This is a genomic window from Bacillus sp. 1021 (assembly GCF_014534735.1).
GTDB lineage: Bacteria > Bacillota > Bacilli > Bacillales > Bacillaceae > Bacillus > Bacillus siamensis.
The window spans coordinates 475,966-500,898 of record NZ_JACVSR010000002.1 but is presented as its reverse complement, the minus strand read 5'-3'; the positions used below and the strand labels follow the sequence as shown (position 1 = coordinate 500,898).

Annotated in this window: 19 protein-coding genes; 8 read left to right on the top strand and 11 right to left on the bottom strand. The window is 44.5% G+C overall.

All coding sequences use genetic code 11. The features are described from left to right. Positions 1 to 3: 3 nt before the first annotated feature. Positions 4 to 321: a hypothetical protein gene (locus ICW23_RS09170; protein WP_016937755.1), complete on the bottom strand. Its 318-nt coding sequence runs from the start codon at positions 319 to 321 to the stop codon at positions 4 to 6. Positions 322 to 502: 181 nt separating this feature from the next. Between ICW23_RS09170 and tagU the strand changes: the two genes are divergently transcribed. Next, positions 503 to 1,420 (top strand): polyisoprenyl-teichoic acid--peptidoglycan teichoic acid transferase TagU, encoded by a 918-nt coding sequence (gene tagU, locus ICW23_RS09165; RefSeq protein WP_188154380.1) that lies wholly within the window; start codon positions 503 to 505, stop codon positions 1,418 to 1,420. 30 nt (positions 1,421 to 1,450) lie between these two features. Here tagU and wecB read toward each other — a convergent pair whose 3' ends face one another. Beyond that, entirely contained in the window at positions 1,451 to 2,590 is a 1,140-nt protein-coding gene (gene wecB, locus ICW23_RS09160) for a non-hydrolyzing UDP-N-acetylglucosamine 2-epimerase (protein WP_099745079.1), read from the bottom strand. Between the two features lie 229 nt (positions 2,591 to 2,819). Here wecB and galU point away from each other — a divergent pair, with 229 nt between their 5' ends. Next, positions 2,820 to 3,704 carry a UTP--glucose-1-phosphate uridylyltransferase GalU gene (gene galU / locus ICW23_RS09155; RefSeq protein WP_016937752.1) on the top strand — a complete coding sequence of 295 codons (885 nt, stop codon included), beginning with the start codon at positions 2,820 to 2,822 and terminating at the stop codon, positions 3,702 to 3,704. Positions 3,705 to 3,743: 39 nt separating this feature from the next. Here galU and tagH read toward each other — a convergent pair whose 3' ends face one another. The 5 genes from tagH to tagD form a co-directional block, all read right to left on the bottom strand. Continuing rightward, positions 3,744 to 5,288, bottom strand: a complete 1,545-nt coding sequence (gene tagH, locus ICW23_RS09150; RefSeq protein WP_188154379.1) for a teichoic acids export ABC transporter ATP-binding subunit TagH — start codon at positions 5,286 to 5,288, stop codon at positions 3,744 to 3,746. A 20-nt stretch (positions 5,289 to 5,308) separates the two neighbouring features. Next, on the bottom strand, positions 5,309 to 6,136 hold the full coding sequence (locus tag ICW23_RS09145) for an ABC transporter permease (protein ID WP_016937750.1): 828 nt from the start codon (positions 6,134 to 6,136) through the stop codon (positions 5,309 to 5,311). 184 nt (positions 6,137 to 6,320) lie between these two features. Continuing rightward, complete coding sequence (locus tag ICW23_RS09140) at positions 6,321 to 8,495, bottom strand: CDP-glycerol glycerophosphotransferase family protein (RefSeq protein ID WP_188154378.1); 2,175 nt, start codon at positions 8,493 to 8,495, stop codon at positions 6,321 to 6,323. 49 nt (positions 8,496 to 8,544) lie between these two features. Next, on the bottom strand, positions 8,545 to 10,083 hold the full coding sequence (locus tag ICW23_RS09135; protein ID WP_064778527.1) for a glycosyltransferase family 2 protein: 1,539 nt from the start codon (positions 10,081 to 10,083) through the stop codon (positions 8,545 to 8,547). 137 nt (positions 10,084 to 10,220) lie between these two features. Beyond that, positions 10,221 to 10,610 carry a glycerol-3-phosphate cytidylyltransferase gene (tagD, locus tag ICW23_RS09130; protein WP_016937747.1) on the bottom strand — a complete coding sequence of 130 codons (390 nt, stop codon included), beginning with the start codon at positions 10,608 to 10,610 and terminating at the stop codon, positions 10,221 to 10,223. A gap of 355 nt (positions 10,611 to 10,965) precedes the next feature. On the opposite strand from tagD, the gene ICW23_RS09125 reads away from it, so the two are divergent. Next, a complete protein-coding gene (locus tag ICW23_RS09125) occupies positions 10,966 to 11,736 on the top strand; it encodes a WecB/TagA/CpsF family glycosyltransferase (RefSeq protein WP_064778526.1) in 771 nt (256 codons plus the stop codon). A 32-nt stretch (positions 11,737 to 11,768) separates the two neighbouring features. Beyond that, the gene (locus ICW23_RS09120; protein ID WP_188154377.1) at positions 11,769 to 12,935 is read left to right on the top strand and encodes a CDP-glycerol glycerophosphotransferase family protein; all 1,167 of its coding nucleotides are present in this window, start codon (positions 11,769 to 11,771) and stop codon (positions 12,933 to 12,935) included. Between the two features lie 61 nt (positions 12,936 to 12,996). Here ICW23_RS09120 and ICW23_RS09115 read toward each other — a convergent pair whose 3' ends face one another. Both ICW23_RS09115 and manA read right to left on the bottom strand, forming a co-directional pair. Then, the gene (locus ICW23_RS09115) at positions 12,997 to 15,642 is read right to left on the bottom strand and encodes an N-acetylglucosaminidase (RefSeq protein ID WP_045926558.1); all 2,646 of its coding nucleotides are present in this window, start codon (positions 15,640 to 15,642) and stop codon (positions 12,997 to 12,999) included. 143 nt (positions 15,643 to 15,785) lie between these two features. After that, positions 15,786 to 16,736 carry a mannose-6-phosphate isomerase, class I gene (gene manA / locus ICW23_RS09110; RefSeq protein WP_060964123.1) on the bottom strand — a complete coding sequence of 317 codons (951 nt, stop codon included), beginning with the start codon at positions 16,734 to 16,736 and terminating at the stop codon, positions 15,786 to 15,788. A gap of 217 nt (positions 16,737 to 16,953) precedes the next feature. Here manA and gerBA point away from each other — a divergent pair, with 217 nt between their 5' ends. Genes gerBA through ICW23_RS09095 form a run of 3 tightly spaced genes read left to right on the top strand, consistent with a single transcriptional unit; the run spans position 16,954 to position 20,644 of the window. Continuing rightward, complete coding sequence (gerBA, locus tag ICW23_RS09105) at positions 16,954 to 18,405, top strand: spore germination protein GerBA (RefSeq protein WP_188154376.1); 1,452 nt, start codon at positions 16,954 to 16,956, stop codon at positions 18,403 to 18,405. A gap of 5 nt (positions 18,406 to 18,410) precedes the next feature. Then, a complete protein-coding gene (locus ICW23_RS09100) occupies positions 18,411 to 19,517 on the top strand; it encodes a GerAB/ArcD/ProY family transporter (RefSeq protein WP_049627521.1) in 1,107 nt (368 codons plus the stop codon). Further along, positions 19,514 to 20,644 (top strand): Ger(x)C family spore germination protein, encoded by a 1,131-nt coding sequence (locus tag ICW23_RS09095; RefSeq protein ID WP_188154375.1) that lies wholly within the window; start codon positions 19,514 to 19,516, stop codon positions 20,642 to 20,644. Before ICW23_RS09100 ends, ICW23_RS09095 begins: the two co-directional genes overlap by 4 nt. A gap of 3 nt (positions 20,645 to 20,647) precedes the next feature. On the opposite strand, the gene ICW23_RS09090 is transcribed toward ICW23_RS09095, so the two are convergent. Both ICW23_RS09090 and ICW23_RS09085 read right to left on the bottom strand, forming a co-directional pair. Beyond that, positions 20,648 to 22,033, bottom strand: coding sequence for a glycosyltransferase (locus ICW23_RS09090; RefSeq protein ID WP_188154374.1), 1,386 nt, complete (start codon positions 22,031 to 22,033; stop codon positions 20,648 to 20,650). Between the two features lie 116 nt (positions 22,034 to 22,149). Beyond that, positions 22,150 to 23,526, bottom strand: coding sequence for a sugar porter family MFS transporter (locus ICW23_RS09085; RefSeq protein WP_049627524.1), 1,377 nt, complete (start codon positions 23,524 to 23,526; stop codon positions 22,150 to 22,152). 303 nt (positions 23,527 to 23,829) lie between these two features. On the opposite strand from ICW23_RS09085, the gene ICW23_RS09080 reads away from it, so the two are divergent. Continuing rightward, the gene (locus ICW23_RS09080; protein WP_016937737.1) at positions 23,830 to 24,816 is read left to right on the top strand and encodes an LCP family protein; all 987 of its coding nucleotides are present in this window, start codon (positions 23,830 to 23,832) and stop codon (positions 24,814 to 24,816) included. Positions 24,817 to 24,933 lie beyond the last annotated feature (117 nt).

The following is a 24,933-nucleotide window of genomic DNA, read 5'->3' as shown; positions in this document are numbered from 1 at the left end:
GTATTATTTTGCTTTCTCGATTTCCTTGATCTCTTTTTGGCCTTTATCATTTGTGAAATAAGTAATGCTGACTTTGTCATTTTCGCTGAATTTATTCAGAACATCAGAGAAGTCGTCAGAAAATTCAAAGCTGACAGGCTGATCATCGACTTTTACTTCAATTGTGTGCGTATCCGCCATACCGACATAATATGCCGTTTCTTTTTGAGCCTGCGTTTCCGAAGAACCGCTTCCCTTCTTTGATTGATCCGCCGTTCCGCATGCTGCTAACACAACTGAAAAAAGCAGTATTAAGAACGAAGCTGCAACAGTTTTTTTCATTTTTTTCACCTCATCTTTATGTATCGTCTTATACTAACTTTTTTTTAAGGTAATTTTAAGGTCTTTTTGTAACCTTTTTTTTAAGAATTTCGTCTATTACACGGTTAGAAGTAAAAATATGACTGGATTTATAAAGATTAGTAAATTGCATCGTGAAAGTTAATAGAAAAGGTGATGACAAATGAGGGCTGAACGAAAAAAAAAGAAGAAAAAAGTTCTTCTGACAATTGTAACGATCATCGGGCTGTTAGTTTTAGCATCAGGAGGCTACGTCTACTACTTGTGGCATAAAGCAGCTTCAACGGTGGCAAGCATTCAGGAAGACTTAAAAAAATCGGACAAACGCGACACAGATATAGATCTCGGAAAGAAGGACCCGATTTCTGTTTTAATCATGGGCGTCGATGAACGGAAAAATGATAAGGGACGCGCGGATACGATGATTTATATGACCGTCAACCCTAAAACGAATACAACAGAAATGGTCAGCATTCCGCGTGATACCTATACGAAAATCCCCGGCAAAGGTACGATGGATAAAATCAACCACTCCTATGCTTTCGGCGGGACGCAGATGGCCGCGGATACCGTCGAGAACCTGCTTGACGTGCCGGTGGATTATTTTGTGAAAGTAAACATGGAGAGCTTCAAAGATACAGTGGATACACTCGGCGGGATTACGGTGAACAGCACGTTTGCCTTCAACTACGACGGGCACTCTTTCGGAACGGGGAACATCAGCCTGAACGGTGAAGAAGCACTTGCCTACACGCGTATGAGAAAAGAAGATCCCCGGGGGGATTTCGGCAGGCAGCAGCGCCAGCGCCAAGTGATTGAAGGGATTATCGCTAAAGGGGCAAATATTTCGTCTGTCACGAAATTCGGCGATATGTTTAAGGTTATTGAAAACAATATGAAAACAAACATGTCATTCGATGATATGTGGACGGTCATGACTGACTATAAAAACGCCCGCGGCAAAGTTATTCAGCATGAACTAAAGGGAACGGGAACGAGAATCAACCATATCTATTACTACAAATTAGATGAAGCAAGCCTCGCTTCAGTCAAAAAAGAATTAAAAGAAAGCCTGAAATAATAAAAAACTCTGCATGCGATGCAGAGTTTTTTATTCTGTAAAAGGCTGCGGACGGTTTTTTCTATAGCCGTACCGATAAAGCAGTTCCTCCGCAATCCGCTTTGAGGCAGATCCGTCACCATAAGGGTTGGACGCCTTTGACATCCGTTCATATTCAGCCTGATCGGTTAAAAGCCGTTTTGTCAGCTGATACACGGTTTCCTCATCGGTGCCCGCAAGCTTTAATGTTCCTGCTTTCACTCCCTCGGGGCGTTCGGTTGTATCCCGGAGCACCAAGACCGGCTTACCGAGGGAAGGCGCTTCCTCCTGCACTCCGCCCGAGTCGGTCATAATGAAATGGGCTTTCGCAGCGAAATTATGGAAATCCACAACCTCCAGCGGCTCTATTAAATGCACTCTGTCCGAATCAGCGAAATGGGCTTCTGCGGCCTCACGTACTGCGGGATTCAAATGGACGGGATAAACGACTTGTACGTCCTCAAACTCTTCAATGACTCTTCTGACGGCCTTAAACATCTGTTCCATCGGCCTTCCTAAGTTCTCACGTCTGTGCGCTGTCAGGAGGATCATCCTGCTTCCGTCCAGTTTATCAAAAATCGGATGAAAATAATCTTCCCGCACCGTCGTTTGAAGCGCGTCTATCGCCGTATTTCCCGTGACAAATATGGAATCCGGCTTTTTATTTTCCGCGAGCAGATTCTGTTCAGCCTGGCTTGTCGGCGCAAAATTCACATCAGCGATCACGCCCGTCATCTGCCGGTTGATTTCCTCAGGGAAAGGAGAGTATTTATTCTGCGTACGCAGACCGGCTTCCACATGGCCGACGGCGATTTGATGATAAAAGGCGGCAAGGCTTCCCGCGAAAGTTGTCGTCGTATCTCCGTGGACCAAAACGATATCTGGTTTTACTTCTTGGAACAGCTTGTCCAGTTTCAGCAAGGCATGAGATGTAATTTCAGAAAGCGTCTGACGCTCTTTCATAATGTTCAAATCATAATCAGGCTTAATGCTGAATGCTTCAAGCACTTGATCCAGCATCTGTCTGTGCTGTGCGGTTACAGTCACCAGTGAATCAATTTCCGGATATTTTTCAAGCTCTAACACGAGCGGAGCCATTTTAATTGCTTCAGGTCTTGTACCGAATACGGTCATTACTTTTAGTTTTTTCAACGGTTTGTCTGCACCTCGTTTTATATGTCGGATATTGCCTTCATGTTAACATATTTATGCCGTTTCTTAGATATTGTAAAGCTTAACGGCAAACAAAGCAAAATCCTTTACAAGACTCTTTGAAAGCGGATTAAAAGGTGTGAATTTTAATCAATTGTGGTAAAGTGGAAAAAGACTAGGTTATAGTTCTGAAAAAAAGATTCAGCAGAAACAAGGATGGTGTTATTCAGTGAAGAAAGTACGCAAAGCCATTATTCCGGCAGCAGGTTTAGGCACACGTTTTTTGCCTGCCACAAAAGCAATGCCTAAAGAAATGCTTCCAATCGTTGATAAGCCGACAATTCAGTATATTATCGAAGAAGCTGTCGAATCCGGCATCGAAGACATTATTATCGTAACCGGAAAAGGAAAAAGAGCAATTGAAGACCATTTCGACAATGCGCCTGAACTGGAGCGCAATTTGGAAGAGAAGGGTAAAATCGAACTGCTGCAAAAAGTGAAAAAATCATCAAACATTGCAGATATCCACTATATCCGCCAAAAAGAGCCAAAAGGACTCGGTCATGCGGTTTGGTGCGCACGCAACTTCATCGGCGATGAACCTTTCGCCGTTCTTCTCGGCGATGATATTGTCCAGGCCGAAAAACCGGGACTTCGTCAGCTGATGGACGAATATGAAAAAACATTGTCTTCCATTATCGGGGTTCAGCAAGTTCCTGAAAGTGATACACACCGCTACGGAATAATCGACCCGTTAACAAATGAAGGACGCCGTTACCAAGTCAGAAATTTCGTAGAAAAGCCTGAAGCGGGCACAGCTCCTTCCAACTTGGCGATTTTAGGAAGATACGTTTTCACTCCTGAAATTTTCATGTATTTGGAACAGCAGGAAGTCGGTGCAGGAGGAGAAATTCAATTAACGGATGCCATTCAAAAGCTCAATGACATTCAGCGTGTCTTCGCTTATGATTTCGAAGGAAAACGTTACGACGTCGGGGAAAAACTGGGGTTCATCGAAACGACGCTTGAATTTGCCTTACAGGACAAAGATATCCGTCATAAATTAATTCCGTTTATGAAGGATCTTCTTGAAAAAGAAGAAGCTGACGAATAGAAAAAGCTGCCGAATCCGGCAGCTTTTTTTATGTGATCTTTACTTTTTAGATGTTACGGTCAGTGTTTGATCAGCGTTGTTCACAGAGAAAGTATATTTCTGGTTTTTAAGCATGAACAAGTTCTGATTGATTTTGCTGCCGCCTTTTTTACTTAAAGCTGAGATGTCTGCGGGACGCGATAAATGAAAAATCACTTCGGAGACTGTATTATTATCAATCACAAAATCCGTTCTCGCATCGGATACTTTTAATACTTTCCGTCCGTCATCCGTTTGCCCGTCAGCTGGATTTTTCAATTTACTCCGCACGTCGTCAAGGCTCTTATTGATATATGAGAGAAACTCTTCTGTCGTTTCGCTTGATAAACTGCTGCTGAAATCGCTGAGCTGAACATCCGTCGTTTTTAAAGCGTTCACTTTATGCAAATCAGCCTTTTTCATAAAGTACTCTTTATCGTTTAATCTCACTTTGGCCGCTTGGTTATTCTCGGCTTCTACCTGCACCTTCGTACCGAAATTTACACTTGCCGAGATTTTCCCTTTTATATCTTTTCCGGCGTAAAGATCCGCTTTTTCAGCTTTTACCAAAGCAGGTTTATTCACAGACTCATAAAGGCCGGCATCGCTCTGTTTGACGTCGCCGAAAGAGGCGATCGCACGCAGAGGCTTGTCTGAAAACATCGAAGCGGCCGTTCCTGCAGCCAGCAATGCAAGCAGCGTAATCTGAATCGTATTGGCAATGAATTTGGGCTTCGCTTTCTTTTGCTGCGCCTGAGAGATTTTCTGTTCCTCGGCAGCCCGCGTTCTGCCTTCAATCTGCTCATTTTGATATTTCTTTTTTTCTTTCTTGGAAAGCTTGTTGAACCAATCCACAAAAGCTTTATATTCTTTCACGACCGCTTTTGTTTCATCAAACATACGCATTTCGCCGTAATGCATCCAAGCCACCCGATCACACATTTTCTCAATCTGTCCGATGGAATGACTGACGAAAAAGATCGTTTTGCCGCGTTCTTTAAATTCCGTAATGCGGTCCACACATTTTTGATAGAAAGTCTGGTCCCCTACTGAGAGCGCCTCATCAATAATAAGGATGTCAGGGTCCATATGCGCCGATATGGCAAAACCGAGACGGGATTTCATACCGCTTGAATAGCTTTTAACAGGCTGATCTATAAAGTCGCCGATATCCGCGAATTCAACGATTTTTTCATAAAGCTCGTCTATCTGCTTATTGTTGAGACCCATCATCAAGCATTTCAAACGAATGTTGTCCTTACCGCTTAATTGATTGTTTAATCCGGCAGAAATGGCGATTAAAGACGGCTGCCCGTTCATATCAATCTCACCGCTTGTCGGCGGAATGATTTTTGCAAGCAGATTAGACATCGTTGATTTTCCCGAACCGTTGATTCCTACGAATCCGATTGTTTCTCCTTCATAGACGTCAAAAGAAACATTTCGGACAGCGAAAAAACCTTTTTGATTTCTGTTTGGGAAAAACAGCCCTTTAATTTTGTCAGACTGTTTTTTATATAGAAAATACTGTTTTGAAACATTTCTGAACGAAACTTTTAGTTTCATCGTATAATCTCCTTACTATATTAAAGAAAGTCAACAAACTTATCTCTGAATTTCATATGAAGAAGTGAACCGACTGTTAACAACAGCAGTGTGACGAACCAGAAATACAGCGTATATTTCATATCGTGGAAAAACCACTGCCCTTCCATAAAGCTGTCTCTAAAGCCCTCGATAATATAGAAAAGAGGGTTTAACTTCAAGATGGTCAAAACTTCAGGTCTGTTTCCAAATTTCTCGGCAATGTCCCAGAAAATCGGCAGAAGAAAAAAGAGAAGCCTTGTGACGGCCTGAAGCAAAAACTGATAGTCCCTGATTAATACGCTGATGGTCGAATTAAACAGGCCGAAAGCAAACATAAAACTGATCATGCAAAACAAGTAATAAATATATTGCAGCCAGTGAAGCGTCGGAAACAGCCCGTTGCTCAGCAGCACAATAATATAAATCGCCATCATCACAAAGTAACTGAATAAATTCGATGCTATCACTACAGAAGGCAGTGAACTGATCGGAAAGTTCATTTTCGATACTAAATTTATCCGTTTAAAAACGCTGTTAGATGCATCCAATATCGTCGGACTGATAAAGAACCAAGGAATTAAGCCGGCCAGCATCCAGACGATGAACGGTACGCTGTCTCCATTTCCAAGCACCATATCATGTCCGCCGCGAATCCCGAGACCAAATACGAACCAATAAGCCAGCATTTGAATCATAGGGTTGAGAAACTGCCACAATATACCCAAATAGTTCACTTGATACTTTGATTTCGTTTCGTACACTGCAAGCCGCATAATCAGCGGAAATGAGTTGAATTGCTCTTTCAGAATTTTTACCAATGCATTCATTCTAATCTTCCTTAGTCGTAAGTTTTGGTCATGGCTTTGACTTACAAAAGCACCGCTCATAATTGTAACAGATTACGATGTATTTTTCACTTCATAACAAGCCTGCGTCCGATGGGCGCAACATGCCGTCTTTTAAGCAAAAAAGCATAATTAACGTGGTTAAATTATGCTTTTTTGCACTTATTTACTTGTCCCCGAAAATCACTTTTACGGCTTTTTCAGACGATTCCCCGGTCTCTAAATAACAGAACTTCTCATAAAAAGGCCCGAACGAATCCGGAAGCTTATAATTGTCTGATTCCGTTTCATTCACCCACTTGATAACGTCACCCGTTTCTTTGACCAGCGGGCCGGGCGCTTCTTTTTCAAAGTCAAAGTAAAACCCTCTGAGTTTATCCCGATACGTTTCGATATCAGGCACATAAAACAGCATCGGTCTTCTCAGATTTGCATAGTCAAAAAAGACAGATGAATAGTCCGTTATGAGTAAATCAGAGACCATATACAGCTCACGGATATCTTCGTAGCTGGAGAAATCATATGCAAACCCTTCATACGGTCCGAGATCAAAGTTTTCCGCAACCAGATAATGCATCCGTAAAATAATGACGTAACGGTCGCCGATCGCTTCTCTTAATTGGTGAAGGTCTAAATCAAGGTCAAACTTGTATTTTCCCTTCTTATAAAATTGGTCATCCCGCCATGTCGGTGCGTAGATGATCACTTTTTTATCTTGCGGAAGGTTCATTTTTTCTTTCAGCGCTTTGATGACAGAAGGACTGTTATCCGTCTGAAGGAAGTCATTCCGCGGATATCCAGATTCAATCATGGTTTTATTAAACTGAAACGCCCGAGCGAAAATTTCTGTTGAATAGGCGTTCGGTGAAATCAGATAATCCCATTTTGAAGCCTCTGTCGTAAAATTGCGCTTATATTTTTCAGTGTTTGTTCCCGGCATATGCACTTCATCCATATCAACGGCAAGACGCTTTAAAGGCGTGCCATGCCATGTCTGGACATATGTCGTATGCTCAGGTTTCGGGATCCACAGCGGCATACGGCTGTTAACAATCCAGAACTCGGCTCTTGCCATGGCAAACAGCCATTTAAACGTAAAACGTTCGATATAAGGAATCCCTTTATCTTTAAATGTCTGTGAATAAGCGGGATTTACACTCCAGCACAGACGGTATTCAGGCATTTCTTTGCTCATGTATTCGTAAATTGCCCGCGGATTGCAGCTGTACTGTTTTCCTGCAAAGCTTTCAAACATGACAAATTTCTGTTTGACGGGCAGTTTCCCTGCAAGCCTGAATCCTGCTTTATAAGTGTTTTGTATTCTTTTCTCAATAAACTTTTTCAGCTTATTCTTTCTTTTGCGTATAAATGATGCGCCCCGTTTCAGCTTTCCTTTTACAAAATACTCCACACGGGTGCTGAAACTGTAATCATTCATTCTCAGATGGAGATTTTTCGTTTTCTTTTTCGTGAAAACATGAAATCTGGCAGGTCCTTTTTCCGTTTTCAGAATCGTGAATTGGTTAGGGTTTACTTGTTCAGATTTCAGTGCCTTTAACGGCTTGCTGTTGGTGATAACCTCTTCACCCGTTCCGGCATCTTCAAAAATGAATTGAATATGGAATTGAAAGATAAGCTGCTGATTCAATTCTTTATAAATGGCATTCAAATCAATTTTTGTATCAAAGCCTATCGTGTCAAGTGCCGTTGTATCCTGAACATATTCATCAAGGTCGTGTCTCGGCACGTCATGAAGCGGATACTTCAGAATGAGAGGCTCCTCTTCTTTTCCTTTTTTCATTTTCAGAATCAGGTTTTTTTCTTTTATCTTTAAATTTTCTGCTGCATTCAGCCGGAATGCAAAACCTTTCAGATGTAAGCTGCCGTCAGATTCAAGCTCCATTTCATCAATTCGCGTGACGAACTTTCTCTGCAGCAGCTTTAAGGAGAAATTCCCTTTCTTGGTCGTATAAGGGAAAAAGAACATATGATGAGCCTCATCTTTATAAGAAGACAGTTCAATAGGTTCAAGGCTGGATTTTAACCGTTTTTTATTGATATCACTGTCATCATTGATAAAGGAGACATAGAAATCAAGACATCCTTTGCCGTCCGTATGTTCAGAAAGCAGCTCCGTGCCCATGACAGCATGGTACTCCCCGCCTTCTCCGGGCAACCGTTTCAGAGGGACGGAAAGTTCCGCTTTTGTCTTACGATTTATAATCTGAAGAGAAGGCTCTTCCTCTAAAGCGGCATTTTCACAGGATATCGTAATACTGAATGTATCGTCCTTTATATTAAGATGTTTTAACTTGTATCTGACAGGATTTTCTATACCCATAAAATAAGTCTACTCCTCTGTTTCAATTAAACATATCCAATCATAATCATCATTTTGATACTTTCAGCGATAGGTTCTCCTTCACCGTCCGGTAGAATTGATAGTGCAGTCCGTTCGCTTCTGCTGTTACCTTTTCATCGTCTTCTCTGTTTAACATGACCCGTTCATAATCGTTATAAATGACATACATAATATAACCGCCAAGTCCGACTTTTTCAATGTCACGTAACGGGAGTTCAAGGACGTACCGCCCGTCTCCCAGTGACTGTACCGGAAACTGGTGGTATACTTTCATTTTTTCTCTGTGCTGAAACTGAATATATTGGGCATTATTTCTGTCCTGTCCGAACAAGCGGAACGTAATGCTGAATTTATCATCGGCGAACACCGCACTTTCCGTTTCCCCGTGCATGCGCAGTTCGACCAGTTTATTTTCTTCATCCGTCAGCGGGCTTTCTAAATAAGCCAGTCCGTCCCGGGTCACGATGTTTTTATTGGGCTCTTTTTTAGACCATCGGAACAGCTTTTCAACTTCATCATACCGTTTTTGAATCAGCAGGCGGTAGGCTGTTTTATGGATCGGATGAAAAAACGTCTCGGAAATATCGTACTTCGTCTTCTTTAATACATTCAGAATTTCATTGAATTTATTGTAGTAAGCTTCTTTATTTTCGCTTTTCAGGAAGTGCATCCGATCGAAAAGCCGCGTAATGGAATCGAATTCAATCAGGCGGTTCATCGCCATCTTTTCTTTCTCAGTATCTAATTTTTTGTTTAGAATATACTTCATTACGGCTATGTTCGTATCGGTTTTTTCCATAATATTCGTCTTTTTTGTCAGCGACTCATTATTGTCCATTCTGTTCAGATAATAAACCGGTTCTGTTGACGTTGAAATATCTCCGCACGACAAAAGAACATCCATAAAAAATTGCTTATCTTCAGCAAATTTCATTTCCGGATATCTGATATCATTATCTTTTAGAAATTGTAAGTTCATCATTCTTGCCCGCGGGCCGAGATGATAGAAAATATGCCGGATTGAAAAAGGCGATACTTTCGCTCTGTTCAGTGAGGACTCATGTTTCCCGATTGTTTTTTGCCCGTTCACCTGCATTTCGATCGTTTTTCCGACCGCATAATTCACATGATCTCTTTCAAGCATGTCGAATAAAATTTTAACGCCGTTTGGCGCAAACCAATCATCCGCATCTAAAAAGGTAATGTACTTTGCATTTGCAAGCTCAATTCCCAAGTTTCTCGGATAAGCGGGGGTTCCCGTATTGTCTTTCAGAAATACGACCGTAATATTTTCATACAGCTCGGCGTATTCAGTCAGAATGTTTCTGGAATCATCAGTTGAACAATCATCGACCAGAATTAAAGAAATATGCTGAAAGCCGATATTTTGAAGGATCACTGAATCAACTGTTTTCCGCACATATTCTTCTGCATTATAAACAGGAACGACTACCGCTACCTTCTTTTCATCCGCCAATGCTTCTTTGTTTAAAATGGTATATTCACGTTCTTCTATGGACGGCTTGGACTCTTTTTTATTCAATTTAAAAAAGTTACTAAGATTCATTTTAAATTCTCCTCTTATTGTCTAGCTTTTTTAAAAAAAGCGCATAACAAATATAGCGAAAATAACCTTATATTACAAGAAGTACTCCCTATCCGGAGGGAGTACTTCTTTATCATCTGCATATCCGAATGTTTCAATTACACTCCGGCAATTTCTTTTTTAATCTGAGTAGTGGAAATGCCTTCGGTTCTAGGGAGATAGATGACTTCGCATTGATCTTTAAGGAAGTCGAACTTGCCTTCCCAATCGTCTCCCATTACGAACACGTCGATGTTGTGCTCCGCTACGTCCCGGACTTTTTGATCCCAGCTGTTTTCCGGAATAACTTCGTCGACATAACGGATCGTTTCAAGAATTAACTTTCTGTGTTCATAGCTGTGGTAGGCCTTTTTTTGTTTTTGAAGGTTGAACTCATCTGTTGAGATGGCAACGACAAGATAATCTCCAAGCTGCTTCGCGCGCTCGAGCAGTTTAATATGACCCCAATGCAGTAAATCAAACGTTCCGTAAGTAATGACCTTCTTCATGAAACAAAAGCTCCTTTCTATCATCATACGTATAACAAGCAACTGCCCTGAAATGCTGTGCAGCTGTATCCTTAATCACTAAAGTGCCAATTTCGTACTCATGGAACCTCATTATATCACATAGCCCTGAAAAGGTTAAGCTAATGTAAAACGAAGTTAAATTCCACTTATTAACAAATGTTATTACAATAGGAGTTTAGCAGGGTTTTTGCGCGTATGATTAAAGAAATTGTTATCTTATTTATATTTTTGTAAAACTATTGTTAAGTTTATCTGAAGGTATTATGTTAAAATAAAGCTTAGCTTAAGTCACGAAAAAGTGAAAGAAAATCCCGTACAAAAAGGAGGACGGCAGATGCAGACTGAAATGGTGCACAACCTTTCTTATGTTAATGGAAATTTACAGGAGTTTATTTCATATTTAGACACTTATTATATCGCACAAAAGCAAGGAGCCGTCATTGCGACGGTCAATCCAGAGATCGGATACGCTGCGGCGAAAGACAAAGGTTATCATCAAGTCATTTCTTCCGCGGATTTCGTCCTGCCGGATGGTATCGGCGTCGTGTTAATGTCACGTTTGACGCAGCACCCGCTGAAATCAAGAATTGCGGGATTCGATGTGTTTCTGTCGCTGCTCGGTCTCGCAAACCGGCAGTCTAAAAAAATATTTTTATACGGAGCTAAGCAAGACGTGCTTGACGCCGTTTTGAATCGGATCGATAAAGAGTATCCGAATATCGAGGTTGTCGGAGCCAGCAACGGCTATGAAGCCGATAAACGCTTCGTCGCCAAACAGATTTCCCGGTCGAAACCCGATATCGTGTTTGTCGCCTTAGGATATCCGCATCAGGAGCAATTTATTTATGAATACAAACATCTTTTTCCTCAGGCTGTTTCAATCGGTTTGGGCGGAAGCTTTGATGTGTTCAGCGGAACGGTGAAACGCGCCCCTGAATGGATGATCAAAACAAATCTGGAATGGCTGTACAGACTGGTGACAAATCCGTGGAGATGGAAAAGGATGCTGAACATTCCGAAGTATGCTTTTACCGTTTTGAGAAACAATAAATCAAATAAGAGCCTGTACTCCAAGCAGGCTGAAGATCAAACGAAACAGCTTTAAACAAATAAAACAGCAAAAGAGATTGGTAATCTATGAACTTGCGATCTTTATTCGCCGCTTTCTATTCTATATATCTGTCGGTTCTCGGCGTTTTGTTCAAGCCTGTAAAGCCAAAGAATCACCTGACCCTGCTGGTATCTTTTGAAGAGAATGCCCAGGCTCTCATCCGTTCTTACAAGGCGCACGCTGAATCGTTTTCTTATGAAGTGACGGTTCTGTATACGAGACATGCCGTCAGTCTGAAAAAGGAGCTGGAAGGTCTCGGCTCTTTTTATCTGAACGAAAAAAACCCTCTGCATCTTGTGAAGGCCGTTTTCATCCTTTTTAAGAGCAAAGTGGTCATAACGGATAACTATTTTCTCCTGACAAGCGTCTTAAACCGCCGGCCGCAAACGACATGCATTCAAGTATGGCATGCGAACGGCTCTTTGAAAAAGTTCGGCCTTGAGGACGTGACGAACCGAAGCCGGCCGGCATCAGATATCAGCCGCTTTAAAAAAGTGTATCGTTCGTTTGATTTTGTCACCGTCGGTTCAGATGAGATGGCTGACGTTTTTAAAAAGTCGTTCGGTATACGGGATGCCCAGCTGTTAAAAACGGGAGTTCCCCTGACTGACGTCTATTATGAAGAAAACAAGCCGGAACCGGAGCGCAAATGGCCGAAAAAAATCATTCTGTACGCACCGACATTCAGAGATTATGATATGCAATCCTTCCGGCTCCCATTCACCGAAGAACAGCTCATAAACGAATTAAACGGAGAGTATATGCTGCTTGTAAAGCTTCACCCAGCCGTTTTGCATCATATTTCAGCTTCGTTTGAAAGCGAATCGATCAAGAACGTGTCTGACATGCGTCTTCATGACCTTTTGAAAGCGGCTGATATTTTAATTACGGACTACTCTTCCGTGCCCTTTGAATTCGCACTCTTAAATAAACCGATATTCTTTTTCACCTATGATCTGGAGGAATACGATCAAAAACGCGGTTTGATCGACAATTATGCTTCGGTCATCCCCGGAAGAGCTTGTCATGACAGCAAAGCCCTTCTCGAGGAAATGACGAAAAAGCCATTTCATGCAGAAGAAATGAAGCGGTTCTCGGACAAATGGAATATGTATTCAAATGGGAATTCGAGTGAAGCGTTATTGAAATTTGCGGAAACAAAAATGAAAAATTGTGCTGAAGCACCTGCCTGAATCCGAGGCGGGTGTTTTTTTTTGCATGAAGAAAGGCTGAAGCAACAACTTCAGCCTTTTTTTACACTTTCATATACACAGGAACATCATAGTAAAGCGTGTAGTCGTCCAGAAGTGAGTATAAGCTGTACATGCGGTTTACCTGCTTATACGCCCAGCCGATGTCTGTCGCATACTGATGGGATGCGGCTGGAGACCATCTCATTTTATACAGGGTATCCTGTTCGTATGCGGAGTTGTGAATATATGACGCACCGATAAATTGGGCTCCGCCGATAATCGCGGCTTCCGGAGTAAACCAGCCTTGATTATATGCGTATTGTGCGCCGTAATAATTCGGGTTGCTGTCATAAGCCCCGATGCCGTACATGTTATAAACCTTTTTTCCATTATACGTAATGCCGTTTGCAAGCTCTGACGTGCCATTGCCCGTTTCAAGCAAAGCATGCGAAATCAAATACACTTCATTGATGCTGTATTTTCCGGCGGCTGTAATAAAGGCTTGGCCTTTGCCTGTCAGAATTCCTTTATTGACCAGCACTTTTTGATTCAATTCAGATGCGTTCAATCCCGCTGTCTGAGAGAGCTTCAGAAATTGAAAATAATACTTGCTGTCTTGTGCGAAGTGATCGGGATTGACGTATTGCTCGACTTCATCACTGCTGGCGTTTCTCCAGCCCATGCTGAGTTTGGCCCAGCCGTTTGTCTGGCCGGTGATGCTGACTTTATCGCCTTTTTTCAACTGCCCGATAATATTGCCTGAGCTGACTTCCGGAGTTGAGCGGACGTTCAGTACGTCGGCTGTGACCGTCCCGGAAGCCGTATTGATGTAAGTAAGCGACGCGTAAGCCGAGGCATCAGTCTGCGGGCTGACTGTCATTTGTTTTTTGACCATATCCGCAAGCGAGATGTTGTAATTGGTATTCATAATTTGCGGTCCGTTTTTTATTTTCAAAATAGTCATCGTCCATCCGTACAGCTTTTTCAGCTTTTGAGAGGCGGCGTCCGCAGACTGCGAGCCCGTGAATTGATCGCGGAGATGGAGCTCATAAACCGGATGGCTTTCACTCGTATAGCCGGCCTGCAATTGTTTGGCGCTGAAATAGCTCATGCTTTTATTTAAAACGGTTTTACCAGTGAACTTTTCGGTTTTGATGACGTACTGTGAATAGGCGGTTTTCCCCGTCTCCTTTACAGTGCCGGCCGCTTTGTTTTGTTTGAAAAAGGCAGTCACGCGGTCAATGTCTTCCTTCTTAAGCAGCGGGGCCGTTTCAATCCTGAATTGTGTATACGCTGTTTCACCTGTTTTCTGTGAAGAAGCGGATACTTTTTTCCCTTTGAAGAAATCCAGCGAACGATTGATCTTTGCCGTATCAAGCAGTGATTCAGTTGTGACTTGGTACGTTGTTCCCGTTTGCTTGGCTGCTGTTTTGGAAACGGCACTCAGTTTATATCCGGCCAGAAGATTCAATCCTTTTTTAATCTTCGATTGGTCTGCCGTCTGCTGAGAAAGCAGCTGATATTGGTTTTCTGCTGTTTTTCCTGCCGCAGTTCTTGCCGTCTTTACATGCTGCTGGCGGAAAAACGCCTCCGCTTGATCTGCCTGTGCGGCAGTAAGCTGTCCTGCTGTAATCCTGTAAACGGACGCTGACGCTGTCTTTTTGACAGACGTTGTGTCGCAATGCCATTTTTTCTTTTTAAAGAAGGATTGAACGCTTTGCAGCTGCTGAGCCGTCAGTCCGCTCATCGCGACCGTATAATTATTTTTCGTGCCGGCTTTTTGATAACTGCCGCTGACGCCCGTATTCTTCTTGATTTGGCTGACGGCATTTCGCACGGCGCTTACTCCGTTAAAATACCCTGACCGCACGTTGTACACGGCAGCTGTTTTGCTTTGGGCATATGTTTGAACATTCCCTTTGATGCCCGTTTTCTGCTGCAGCTGTTTCGCTAAGCCGGCCGCTTTATTTGCATCCGGAATGCCGGAAGCTGTCACGGTGATATTCGGGCTTCCTTTTGTTATCACCTTCAGCGACGATTGTAATCCTGTTTCCTTTTGAAAATCAGTTTGGATTTGAGCAGCTTTTTGATCGCCGGTAATTGTTCCTGATTGGATCTGAAACTGGGCAGTTTCCCGCTTGATCGGACGGTATGATGCTTTCACGCCCGTCTGCTTCGTCAAATCTTGAGCGAGCATTTTCGCGTCTGCTTCGGCTGCGATCTCAGAAGTCACGACCTGCATGTACGGCTGCTTCGTTCCCGACTCCTTGACGGCGCCAGTCACGCCCGTTTCTTTCGTCAATTTGGCAAGAAGGTTTTTCGTCTGCTGCCCGTCTGATAGAACTCCTGATGTGACGGTCACGTATGGCTGTTTGCTTCCGCTTGCGCTGTAAGTCCCGGCCACTCCAGTCTGCTTCGTGAGATCTTTCAGCACGGCTTTCGCGTCCGTTTCATCGTGTAAGCCTGAAGCTGAGATTTGATAAGTGAGCGGCGCATTACCGGCTTTCTTTGCGTCAGCCTGCCATCCCGTATCCTTTTTCAATTTCGCTGCCGCTTGAAGCGCATCATTCTCAGAAGCGAATTGCTGCTTCGTTTCCAGCTCATAAACGGAATAATCGCTGTATGCAGCCTGGGCGTGCTGTGTAACGGTGCTAAAGACAAGGAAAACGCCGGACAATAACATAGGTGCAACGAATCTCTTTTTCATTCCTTCTCCTCTTTCTGATTCAATTGGTTTCTATCAAACTAGTTTATTTATCGGCCGGCTTTCTTCATTTTTACAGAGAGAAATCATCCAATTATCCAAATAAAAAAAACTTAATCCCATCGCTGGGATTAAGTTTCGGTGATTTATATATGAGAAACGATGATTGTGCATTCTCCGGTTATCGTAAAGTCAGGCATCTGATCCGGCAGTATGAAATGCGCGCCTTTTTCAAGTGTTGCAGTTTTGCCTTCACAAGTGATGGAGCCGCTTCCTTCTATAACGCTGCATAACATAAACGGAGCGTCCTGGGTCATTTCCGCCGTCCCGCTGATATCCCATTTGTAAACAGAAAAATATTCTCCCTGCACAAAGGTTTTGATGGTGATGCCTTTTCTCGTTTCAGTTGATTCATCTAAAAATCCGTCCACATGAGGAACGGTGGCGGCGTTGACGGCATCGCGGATATGCAGCTCACGCGCCTCGCCGTTTTGATCTGTGCGCCCGTAATCATATATCCGGTAGGCGGCATCTGAATTCTGCTGTATTTCCAGCACGAGCGCCCCGGCGCAAATGGCATGGATGGTTCCGCTCGGCACATAATAAAAATCGCCGGGTTTGATCTTCACGCGGCGCAGCAGGCCTTCCCAATCACCGCTGTTAATCATGGTGACAAGCTCTGCTTTCGAACGGGCCGTATGACCGTATATTATCTCCGCATTTTCTTTACAGTCGATAATGTACCAGCACTCAGACTTCCCCGTTTCGCCCAGTCCATGCTCCTCGGCATCATAATCGTCAGGGTGGACTTTGACGGACAGGTGATGTTTGACGTCCAGTATTTTCGTCAGCAGCGGAAAGCGGTCCCCTTCCGTTCCGCCGAATAATTCTCTATGCTGATTCCACAGTTCGATCAGGGTTTTCCCTTGATACGGACCGCTTTTGACCGTGCTCATCCCGTGCGGGTGGGCTGATATCGCCCAGCATTCGCCGGTTGTTTCTGAAGGTATACTGTATCCGAATCGTTCGCGTAATAACGTGCCGCCCCATATTTTTTCTTTACATACAGGCTGTAAAAAAATCGGCTCTTGCGTCATGTTCGTTCCCCTCCCATTAAAAAGCGGCTCATATCCCATTCCCCCTGTACCTATTTTAAAACACGGAGAGAGCCGCCAGTTAAAAACAATATGTATAAATGGCTGACCTGCTCATTATACCATTCGGATGGGGCGGAATGCTCAGTCATTTCCTATTCCAGAATAAAATCCCTTGTTTGTCGCAAATTAAAATAACTGATGAAAGGGGGGAAACATTGTGACGATAAATGCTGAGCTCGGACAAAACCTTCAAGCGCTGAAAAAACGGTTCGGCCAAAGCGATGACATGATGTTTTATTCATTTACGTACGGAAACGGCAATTGTGACGCCTGTCTAGTGTATATAGACGGACTGACTGAAAATCAATTGCTTGCCGAATATATTATTTCGCCCGTGCAGGCGGCCGCCTGGCATCAAGAGGAACCGGCTGAAACACCTCCGGCATCCATTTCTTTCGGGTATCACCACACCCGGCTTTCTTCACTTAAGGATGTTGAGACAGACATTCTTTCCGGCAAATCGGTTTTGCTGGCGGAGGGATGGAAGGAGGCCCTTTCCTTTGATACGGAAACATTTAAAATGCGGGATGTCGAAGAACCGGCATCAGAAGTGCTGGAACGCGGGCCGAGGATAGGTTTTGTCGAAAAGCTTCGGACGAATACGGCGCTTTTGCGTGAGCAGTCCCGTGACCCCAATCTCCAGATCAAGGAGCTGACACTCGGCGAACGGACAAAAAAACGGATCGCCGTTGCCTACATTCGGGATATCGCGCCTGATGATGTCGTAAAAGAAGTGATGAAAAGACTGGAGTCCATCACCATTGATGATATTCCGGAATCAGGATCGATCGAACAGCTCATTGAAGATAACACGTATTCCATTTTCCCGACCATTTTGACGACCGAACGGCCTGACCGGGTTATGGGCGCTCTTTTAGAGGGGCGGGTCTCCGTTCTTGTAGACGGAACGCCATTTACCCTTTTGGTGCCCGCTACCATTGATGAATTTATCCACTCTCCTGACGATTATAATCAGCGGTGGGTTCCGGTTACCTTTCTCAGGCTGCTTCGGTATTCATGCATTTTAATCACGATTTATTTACCCGGCCTTTACATCGCGCTCGTTACATTTCATACCGGGCTTTTGCCGACGAGAATGGCGGTGACGATTGCCGGAAGCAGGTTGAATGTCCCGTTTCCCCCTTTTGTTGAAGCGTTTATTATGATTTTTACGATTGAAATGATCAGAGAAGCTGGGCTCAGACTGCCGAAGCCGATCGGCCAGACGATCGGCCTGATCGGGGGAGTGGTGATCGGCCAGGCCGCCGTACAGGCGAATATCGTCAGCGCGATGATGGTGATTGTCGTATCCGTTACGGCATTGGCCTCTTTTACGGCGCCCTCCTATGTGTTCAATTTCCCGCTGAGGCTCATCCGCATTTTTTCGATGATTTTATCGGCGATTTTAGGTTTATACGGACTGATTATGTGTTATCTGCTGGTCGTCGGCCATCTGATGCGCCTGAAAAGCTTCGGCCAGGATTATATTATTCCGATCATGGCGCAGCCGGGACAGGACTTAAAGGATACGATTGTCAGGCTGCCGACACCGCTTTTTAAAAAACGGCCGACCCGAAAAGAGACAAAAGATAAAATCAGACAAAGGTGATCCCCATGATAAAACCGGAAGACAAGCTGTCTTTTATGCAGACCCTTCTCATGGTAAGCGGAACAATGATCGGAGCGGGCGTGTTAACATTGCCGCGCTCGGCCGCAACAGCGGACAGTCCGAGCGGATGGATCATTATTCTGTTGCAGAGTGTCGTGTTTATCGGCATCGTCCTGCTCTTTATGCCGTTTTTGCAGAAGAACAGCGGGGAAACCATCTATGAGCTGAATCAAAGCATCATGGGCCGCGCTATCGGTTCTCTTCTGAATTTATTCATCAGCTGTTATTTTGTCGTCACCGTCTGTTTTCAAGCCCGGTTTCTCGGTGAAGTCATCAATTACTTTTTACTGAAAAATACGCCGATGGGTGTCGTCATATTCATTTTTCTGGCGGTCGGCATTTACCATGTGACCGGCGGGGTCTATCCCATTTCAAAGCTCTATGCGTATCTCTTTCCGGTTTCGATCATCATTCTGCTTACACTGCTCATATTCAGCCTGAGACTGTTTAAGCTGGATTTCGTCCGCCCGGTCTTTGATGGGGGCTACAAAAGCTTTTTTGAGCTGTTTCCGCGAACCCTTCTGTATTTTTCGGGGCTTGAAGTGATTCTTTTTCTGGTGCCGTTTATGAAAAACCCGAAGCAGGCGAAAAAGGCGGCTGTCTTCGGCATCGCAGGCGCGAGCTTATTTTACAGCTTTATACTGCTTATCGTGATCGGCTGTATGTCGGTTGCTGAAGCCAAAACGGTGACGTATCCGACAATTTCCCTGATTCACGCCTTGGAAATCCGCGGTATTTTCATCGAAAGATTTGATATCTTTCTTTTAATTACGTGGACATGCCAGCAGTTCACCTGTATGCTCGGTTCTTTTAAAGGAGCGCATCTCGGATTCAACACCATTTTCAGGCTGAAAAATAAAAACAATGGCTGGCTGCTGGGGGGATTATTGGCGGTGACATTCGGCCTTTCAATGTACCCCGATGATATCAACAGTGTGTTTGCATTCGCTAATATTCTCGGATATGCGTTTTTTGCCGTCATTATGATTCCTTTTCTCATTTGGTTTGTCAGCTGGATGAAGAAAATAGCGGGGAGGAAACAGACGTCATGACATATTTCATAAAATGGGCGGTGGCGCTTTTCATACTGATAATGCTTTCAGGATGCTGGGACGCGAAGGAAGTCGAAAAACTATCGTTCGCCCGGGGAGTGGCCATAGACGAGACGAGTGACCGCCGATATAAACTAACCTATCAAAACCTGCTGCCCCAAAGTGAAAACAGCCAGGCTTCCGGCCGGCCCGTGTTTGTCAATGTGACGACGCGGGGGGATACCATTCTTGAAGCCGTCAGTGAAGTCTCCTTAAAAGATCCGCCCGTTTACAGCGATCATTTAAAAGTGCTGATATTCAGCGACAAATTGCTGGCCGACCAAAATATACTGCAGATGATGAATCATTTTATCCGTGATGATGAATTAAGACGGAGCAGCTATCTTTTCGCGGCAAGAGGAAAAGCGTCCGATATTCTGACGGAGCCGACGCCGAATCAGCAGCAGCCCATGGCCGCGGAAAAGCTCATCGACCTCACAAACAACGGCGGCTACAACGGAAAAATTTTAAAGCCGCTCAGAATCGGGAGAGCTTCGATTTACTGCCATAATAAACTCAGCTTTCTCATGCAGGCCGTCAGCAATCAAAAAGGAAAAACGGTGTATGACGGAGCGGCCATCATCAAAAACAAAAAACAAAACAGACTGGCGGGATTCCTGTCATCATACGAAGTACAGAGCCTGAATTGGCTGACGGGAACGATACAGGGCGGCGTGCTGCCCGCTTTGGATAAAGGAGGGCACCCGATTACCTTCGAGATCAAAAAATCAACATCCTCCATCACCCCCCGGCTGAAAAACGGGAAGCTGTCATTTCACGTATCGGTAAAAACAAAAGGCATCTTGTCGGAGGATCAATATGCCGGCGAGGATTCATTCAATCAGCATTATTTAAACGGGCTCGAAAAGATTTTCGAAAAAAAACTAAAAAGCGATATAAAAGAAGTCATTGATAAGCTTCAGAATCAATATGAAACGGACCCTGTATTCTTTTCTGACAGAGTCCGCATTCAATATCCCGACTATTGGAAGAAAGTGAAAAATCATTGGGATGAGACCTTTTCCGAAGCAGCCTTTGACTATGATGTTTCCATTCAGATTGTCAACTTCGGAACGATGGGACGGTAGCCTTCAGCGTGTTTTTTCGACACGCAGGAGGATTTGGTAAATCCGGCTTTGTTCGGGCAGCTGTGTTACCGGAAATTGCATCGCCTGCGCCGTTCGAGTGATTTCTTGTAAAAACAGCTGCACCCGCTCATCAACGTGAACATACGTATAGGACTGCTTTTTCACGTCAAATGTCTCTTCCGGAAAGAGCGTGCGGACCGTCTGCGGCGTAAAAAACCGCAAGTGGGTGCGGTCGAGAATGCCGGCGTCCTTGTATGTCCAGTCACCGAGCAGAAGCGGAAACAGCGCTTCGGCGTGAGAAATATTCGGAATGCTGCAAACGATTGATCCGGCAGGCGCCAAATAGGCTGAGTACGTTTCAATGACACGCCAAGGGTCTTTTAAGTGCTCAAGGATGTCTGCAAAAATGATGCAATCAAAAAAGCCTTCCGGATACGGGAGTTTCACTTCTTCGACATCTTCCTGCAGAACCGCTTCATAGTGTCCTTTTGCCGCTTGCGCCGCCAGCGGGTGCAGTTCTATTCCGTACAGTTCACAGGGCTGTCTGTTTTGAAGTTCCAGTCCCGTAGCACCCGCGCCGCAGCCGACATCAAGTACCCTTCTCGCTTCCCGGGGAACAAGCTCCGCAATTTCCGGTCTCGGGTGGGTAAAGTACGTAAAATCAGTGCCCCATTTTTCCATAAAACGCTGGCGGTTCTCCAAATATAATTGATTGATATTGATATCCTGATTAGCCGTAAACGTCGCGTGCCCGTGATGATGCACAAAGGCATCGAGGGCGATGTGCAGGCTGTAGCCTTTTTGCAGGGCGCGCAGGCATAGATCATCATCTTCAAAAGAACCGTATCCGAATTGTTCATCGAACGGGCCGATGTCTTCAATGACGCTTTTTTTCACCAGAAGGCAGAATCCGACAAGGCGGAGCACCCGCTTCGTTTTATGCTTTTCCCTTTCACAATAAGCCTCCGCGAATGGCTCCAGTTCATCAAGCGATTGATACGCGTCATGGATCATCTGCGCGCCGCTGACATAGTTGCTGACGGGACCGACCATGCCGTTTTTTTCAGATTGATACAGCACTCTCAGCATGGCGCTGAGCCAATTTTTCGTGACTATCGTATCGTTGTTCAGAAACAGCAGATTGTCCCCCCCTGCCGCTTCGATTCCTTGGTTGCAGCCCTTGGCGAACCCGAGATTTTTTTCATTTAGGATGACTTTGACGTCAGGAAGTTTTGATATGTACTCTCTCGTTCCGTCTGATGAACCGTTATCAACGATGATCAGCTCTATCTCTTCTTTGTCGGTGTATTGATCAATGCTGGCCAGACATTTTTTGGTCAGTTCCAGCTCATTATATGTAAGGATAATAATGCTCGTTTTCACCGGCATCCCCGCCTTTATCGTGACTTTATACTAACGTATGACATATTCCTGTCATTTATGTGACCGGGCGCGGGACGCAGTTTTAAGGGGCCGGTGTATAACCGCCCCCTCTCACACTGGAATTAAGGATGAACTGTCTGCCGATTGGATTCTGATTCAGAGCCTCCGTTACGGCTTCGCAGATCCTGTTCGATTTCTTCAAGGCTTTTCCCCTTCGTCTCGGTCACTTTAAACCAAACGAACAGGAATGCCATTATCCCGATCGCGGCATAAATGATAAATAGATAGCTGATGCCGACGGCCTCCATTAATATCGGATAGGTTAATGAAACAAGCAATGTTCCGGCATGCAGCATCAAAGTCGAGACACCCGTGCCGATACCGCGGACATGGAGGGGGAATAATTCCGGCAGCATAACCCATACAACAGGCCCCCAGCTGATCGCAAACACGATGATAAACAGACCTAAACAAATCACCGTCGTCCATGATGCGGCTGCTGAATGTTCAAAGAAGAGATTGACCGCGGCCAATACGAGCAGACTGATGACCATGCCCGCATTTCCGGCCAAAAGCAGCGGCTTCCGACCGATCTTATCAATGACTTTGATAGCCGCAAGCGTCATGATGACATTGACGGCGCCGATGCCGACGGTTCCCAGGATAGACGCGGAATTGCCGAACCCGACACTGGTAAATGTTTTCGGGGCGTAATAAATAATGGTATTTGTCCCGATGAATTGCTGTAAAAAGGCTAGCCCGAGGCCGGCAATCAGCGCGGGTCTCACCCACGGCTCAAACAATTCTTTCAAACCGCCTTCGTTTTCCTTTTCCGCTTCTTTCATCTGGTCAATCTCGCCCTCAATATTCTTCGTTCCCCGCAATGACGAAAGAATTTCTCTTGCTTTATCTTCTTTGCCGATTGTAAACAGCCAGCGCGGGCTTTCCGGCATGAATAATATTCCGATCAGCAGAATGACTGACGGCACGACCGCAAGACCAAGCATCCAGCGCCAAGCGCCTGCATCGGCAAATATATAATTCACGATATACGAAACGAGGATTCCGACCGAAATCATCAGCTGGTTCAGTGATGAAAGCGCCCCCCGTTTATGCTTCGGAGCCAACTCCGATAAATAGAGCGGAACGATCGTTGTAGATGTTCCGACAGCCAGTCCGAGAATGATCCGGAATAGAACCATCACCTGTGTATTCGGGGCAAAAGCGACCCCAAACCCGCCAATACAAAACAGCAGCGCCGCTCCCATGATGGCCTTCCGCCTGCCGAACCGGTCGGTCAGTTTGCCGGCGAATCCCGAACCGAGAATCGCCCCCGCCAATAACGAACTGACGACGAGGCCTTCTGTAAAGGCGTTCAGTCCCAGTTCTTTTTTCATAAATAAAATAGCCCCGGAAATGACTCCGGTATCATATCCGTATAACGCGCCGCCGAGAGCGCCGAAAAAATAGAGCCATTTATTAGAATGTATGCTTTTCATGTGATATAGACTCCCCTCATCCTGCGCTGTATCCGCGAGGAATTGTTCTACTGCTTCTTTTGCCTGATTCCGATCGTTTCAAACCTTCCGACGGTTAACATCCATTATTTTACTGATTATTTTTTACAACCCGACGAAACATTTTCCGCTTCCTGCCGTCCAATATAATGTGAACCTGATGTAAAAATAACAGTAGATGTTGTCGAAATAGAGAGAAAGATTTGGAATTTTCTCATTTACAGAGTTGTTCCAAGCCAACAATTATGGTACGCTTCACAAAGAATAGAAACGAGAGGTAATGATATGGAAGAACGATCTCAACGCAGAAAAAAGAAAAAACGCCTCAGAAAATGGGTGAAATTTGTACTGGTTTTTGCCGCTTTCTTATTGGTGATTGCCGGTTCCGTCGGCGCCTACGCATTTGTGAAACTGAACAATGCGACCAAGGAAGCGCACGTCAGTCTTGACCGCGGCGACCAGTCCGTGAAACGGATTAAAGAATTTGATCCGAAGAAGGATTCTTTCACCGTATTGCTTTTAGGAATTGACGCCCGTGACAATAAGGGCGAATCAGTAGATGACGCAAGAAGTGACGCCAACGTGCTCGTCACCTTCAACCGGAAAAAGAAAACAGCGACAATGCTCAGCATTCCGCGGGATTCCTATGTCAACATCCCAGGTCACGGCTATGACAAATTCGCGCACGCACATGCTTACGGCGGTTATAATTTAACTTATAAAACAGTAGAAAACATGCTTGATATTCCGGTAGATTATGTGGTTGAGAGCAACTTCGACGCGTTCCGCGATGTCGTCAATGAATTGAACGGCGTTACGGTAAATGTAAAAAGCCAGAAAATTGCCGATCGTATTAAAGTCGATACAAAAGGAAAAGTCGTGCTGAAACCGGGCGTTCAGACGCTTGACGGCGAGCAGGCACTGGCTTATGTAAGAACACGTAAAGCGGACACCGATCTGATGCGCGGACAAAGACAGATGGAAGTGCTGAGCGCCATTATTAAAAAATCTAAATCGTTAAGCTCGATCCCTTCTTATGACGATATCGTCGACAGCTTAGGGAAAAACTTAAAAATGAACTTATCTCTGAATGACGCCATCGGCCTGTTCCCGTTTATCACATCGCTGAAATCAGTGAATTCTTTACAGCTGACAGGTTCAGACAGCTATATTTACACTCCTCAATACGGCAAAAATATTTATTATTTCAAACTGAATGAGGAGAACCTTCAAGAAGTAAAAACGAAATTAAAAAATGATTTAAACGAGTAAGATGTCACGGCGGGGTTTCAGAATCCCCGCCGTTTTTCTGTTGAAAAAAAGGACATGAAGGTATAGCCTTTTAATTGACGGCTTTCTGCTGATTTCGCAAAAAGCTGAACATACTAC

Coding starts and splice junctions, on each gene's coding strand:
- tagU (WP_188154380.1), top strand. CDS start 503: ATGAGGGCTGAACGAAAAAAAAAGAAGAAAAAAGTTCTTCTGACAATT.
- tagH (WP_188154379.1), bottom strand. CDS start 5,288: ATGAAACTAAAAGTTTCGTTCAGAAATGTTTCAAAACAGTATTTTCTA.
- ICW23_RS09085 (WP_049627524.1), bottom strand. CDS start 23,526: ATGAAAAGCATACATTCTAATAAATGGCTCTATTTTTTCGGCGCTCTC.
- ICW23_RS09095 (WP_188154375.1), top strand. CDS start 19,514: ATGACATATTTCATAAAATGGGCGGTGGCGCTTTTCATACTGATAATG.
- ICW23_RS09090 (WP_188154374.1), bottom strand. CDS start 22,033: ATGCCGGTGAAAACGAGCATTATTATCCTTACATATAATGAGCTGGAA.
- ICW23_RS09135 (WP_064778527.1), bottom strand. CDS start 10,083: ATGAATCTTAGTAACTTTTTTAAATTGAATAAAAAAGAGTCCAAGCCG.
- ICW23_RS09145 (WP_016937750.1), bottom strand. CDS start 6,136: ATGAATGCATTGGTAAAAATTCTGAAAGAGCAATTCAACTCATTTCCG.
- ICW23_RS09140 (WP_188154378.1), bottom strand. CDS start 8,495: ATGGGTATAGAAAATCCTGTCAGATACAAGTTAAAACATCTTAATATA.
- manA (WP_060964123.1), bottom strand. CDS start 16,736: ATGACGCAAGAGCCGATTTTTTTACAGCCTGTATGTAAAGAAAAAATA.
- ICW23_RS09170 (WP_016937755.1), bottom strand. CDS start 321: ATGAAAAAAACTGTTGCAGCTTCGTTCTTAATACTGCTTTTTTCAGTT.
- ICW23_RS09080 (WP_016937737.1), top strand. CDS start 23,830: ATGGAAGAACGATCTCAACGCAGAAAAAAGAAAAAACGCCTCAGAAAA.
- ICW23_RS09125 (WP_064778526.1), top strand. CDS start 10,966: ATGCAGACTGAAATGGTGCACAACCTTTCTTATGTTAATGGAAATTTA.
- tagD (WP_016937747.1), bottom strand. CDS start 10,610: ATGAAGAAGGTCATTACTTACGGAACGTTTGATTTACTGCATTGGGGT.
- ICW23_RS09120 (WP_188154377.1), top strand. CDS start 11,769: ATGAACTTGCGATCTTTATTCGCCGCTTTCTATTCTATATATCTGTCG.
- ICW23_RS09115 (WP_045926558.1), bottom strand. CDS start 15,642: ATGAAAAAGAGATTCGTTGCACCTATGTTATTGTCCGGCGTTTTCCTT.
- ICW23_RS09100 (WP_049627521.1), top strand. CDS start 18,411: ATGATAAAACCGGAAGACAAGCTGTCTTTTATGCAGACCCTTCTCATG.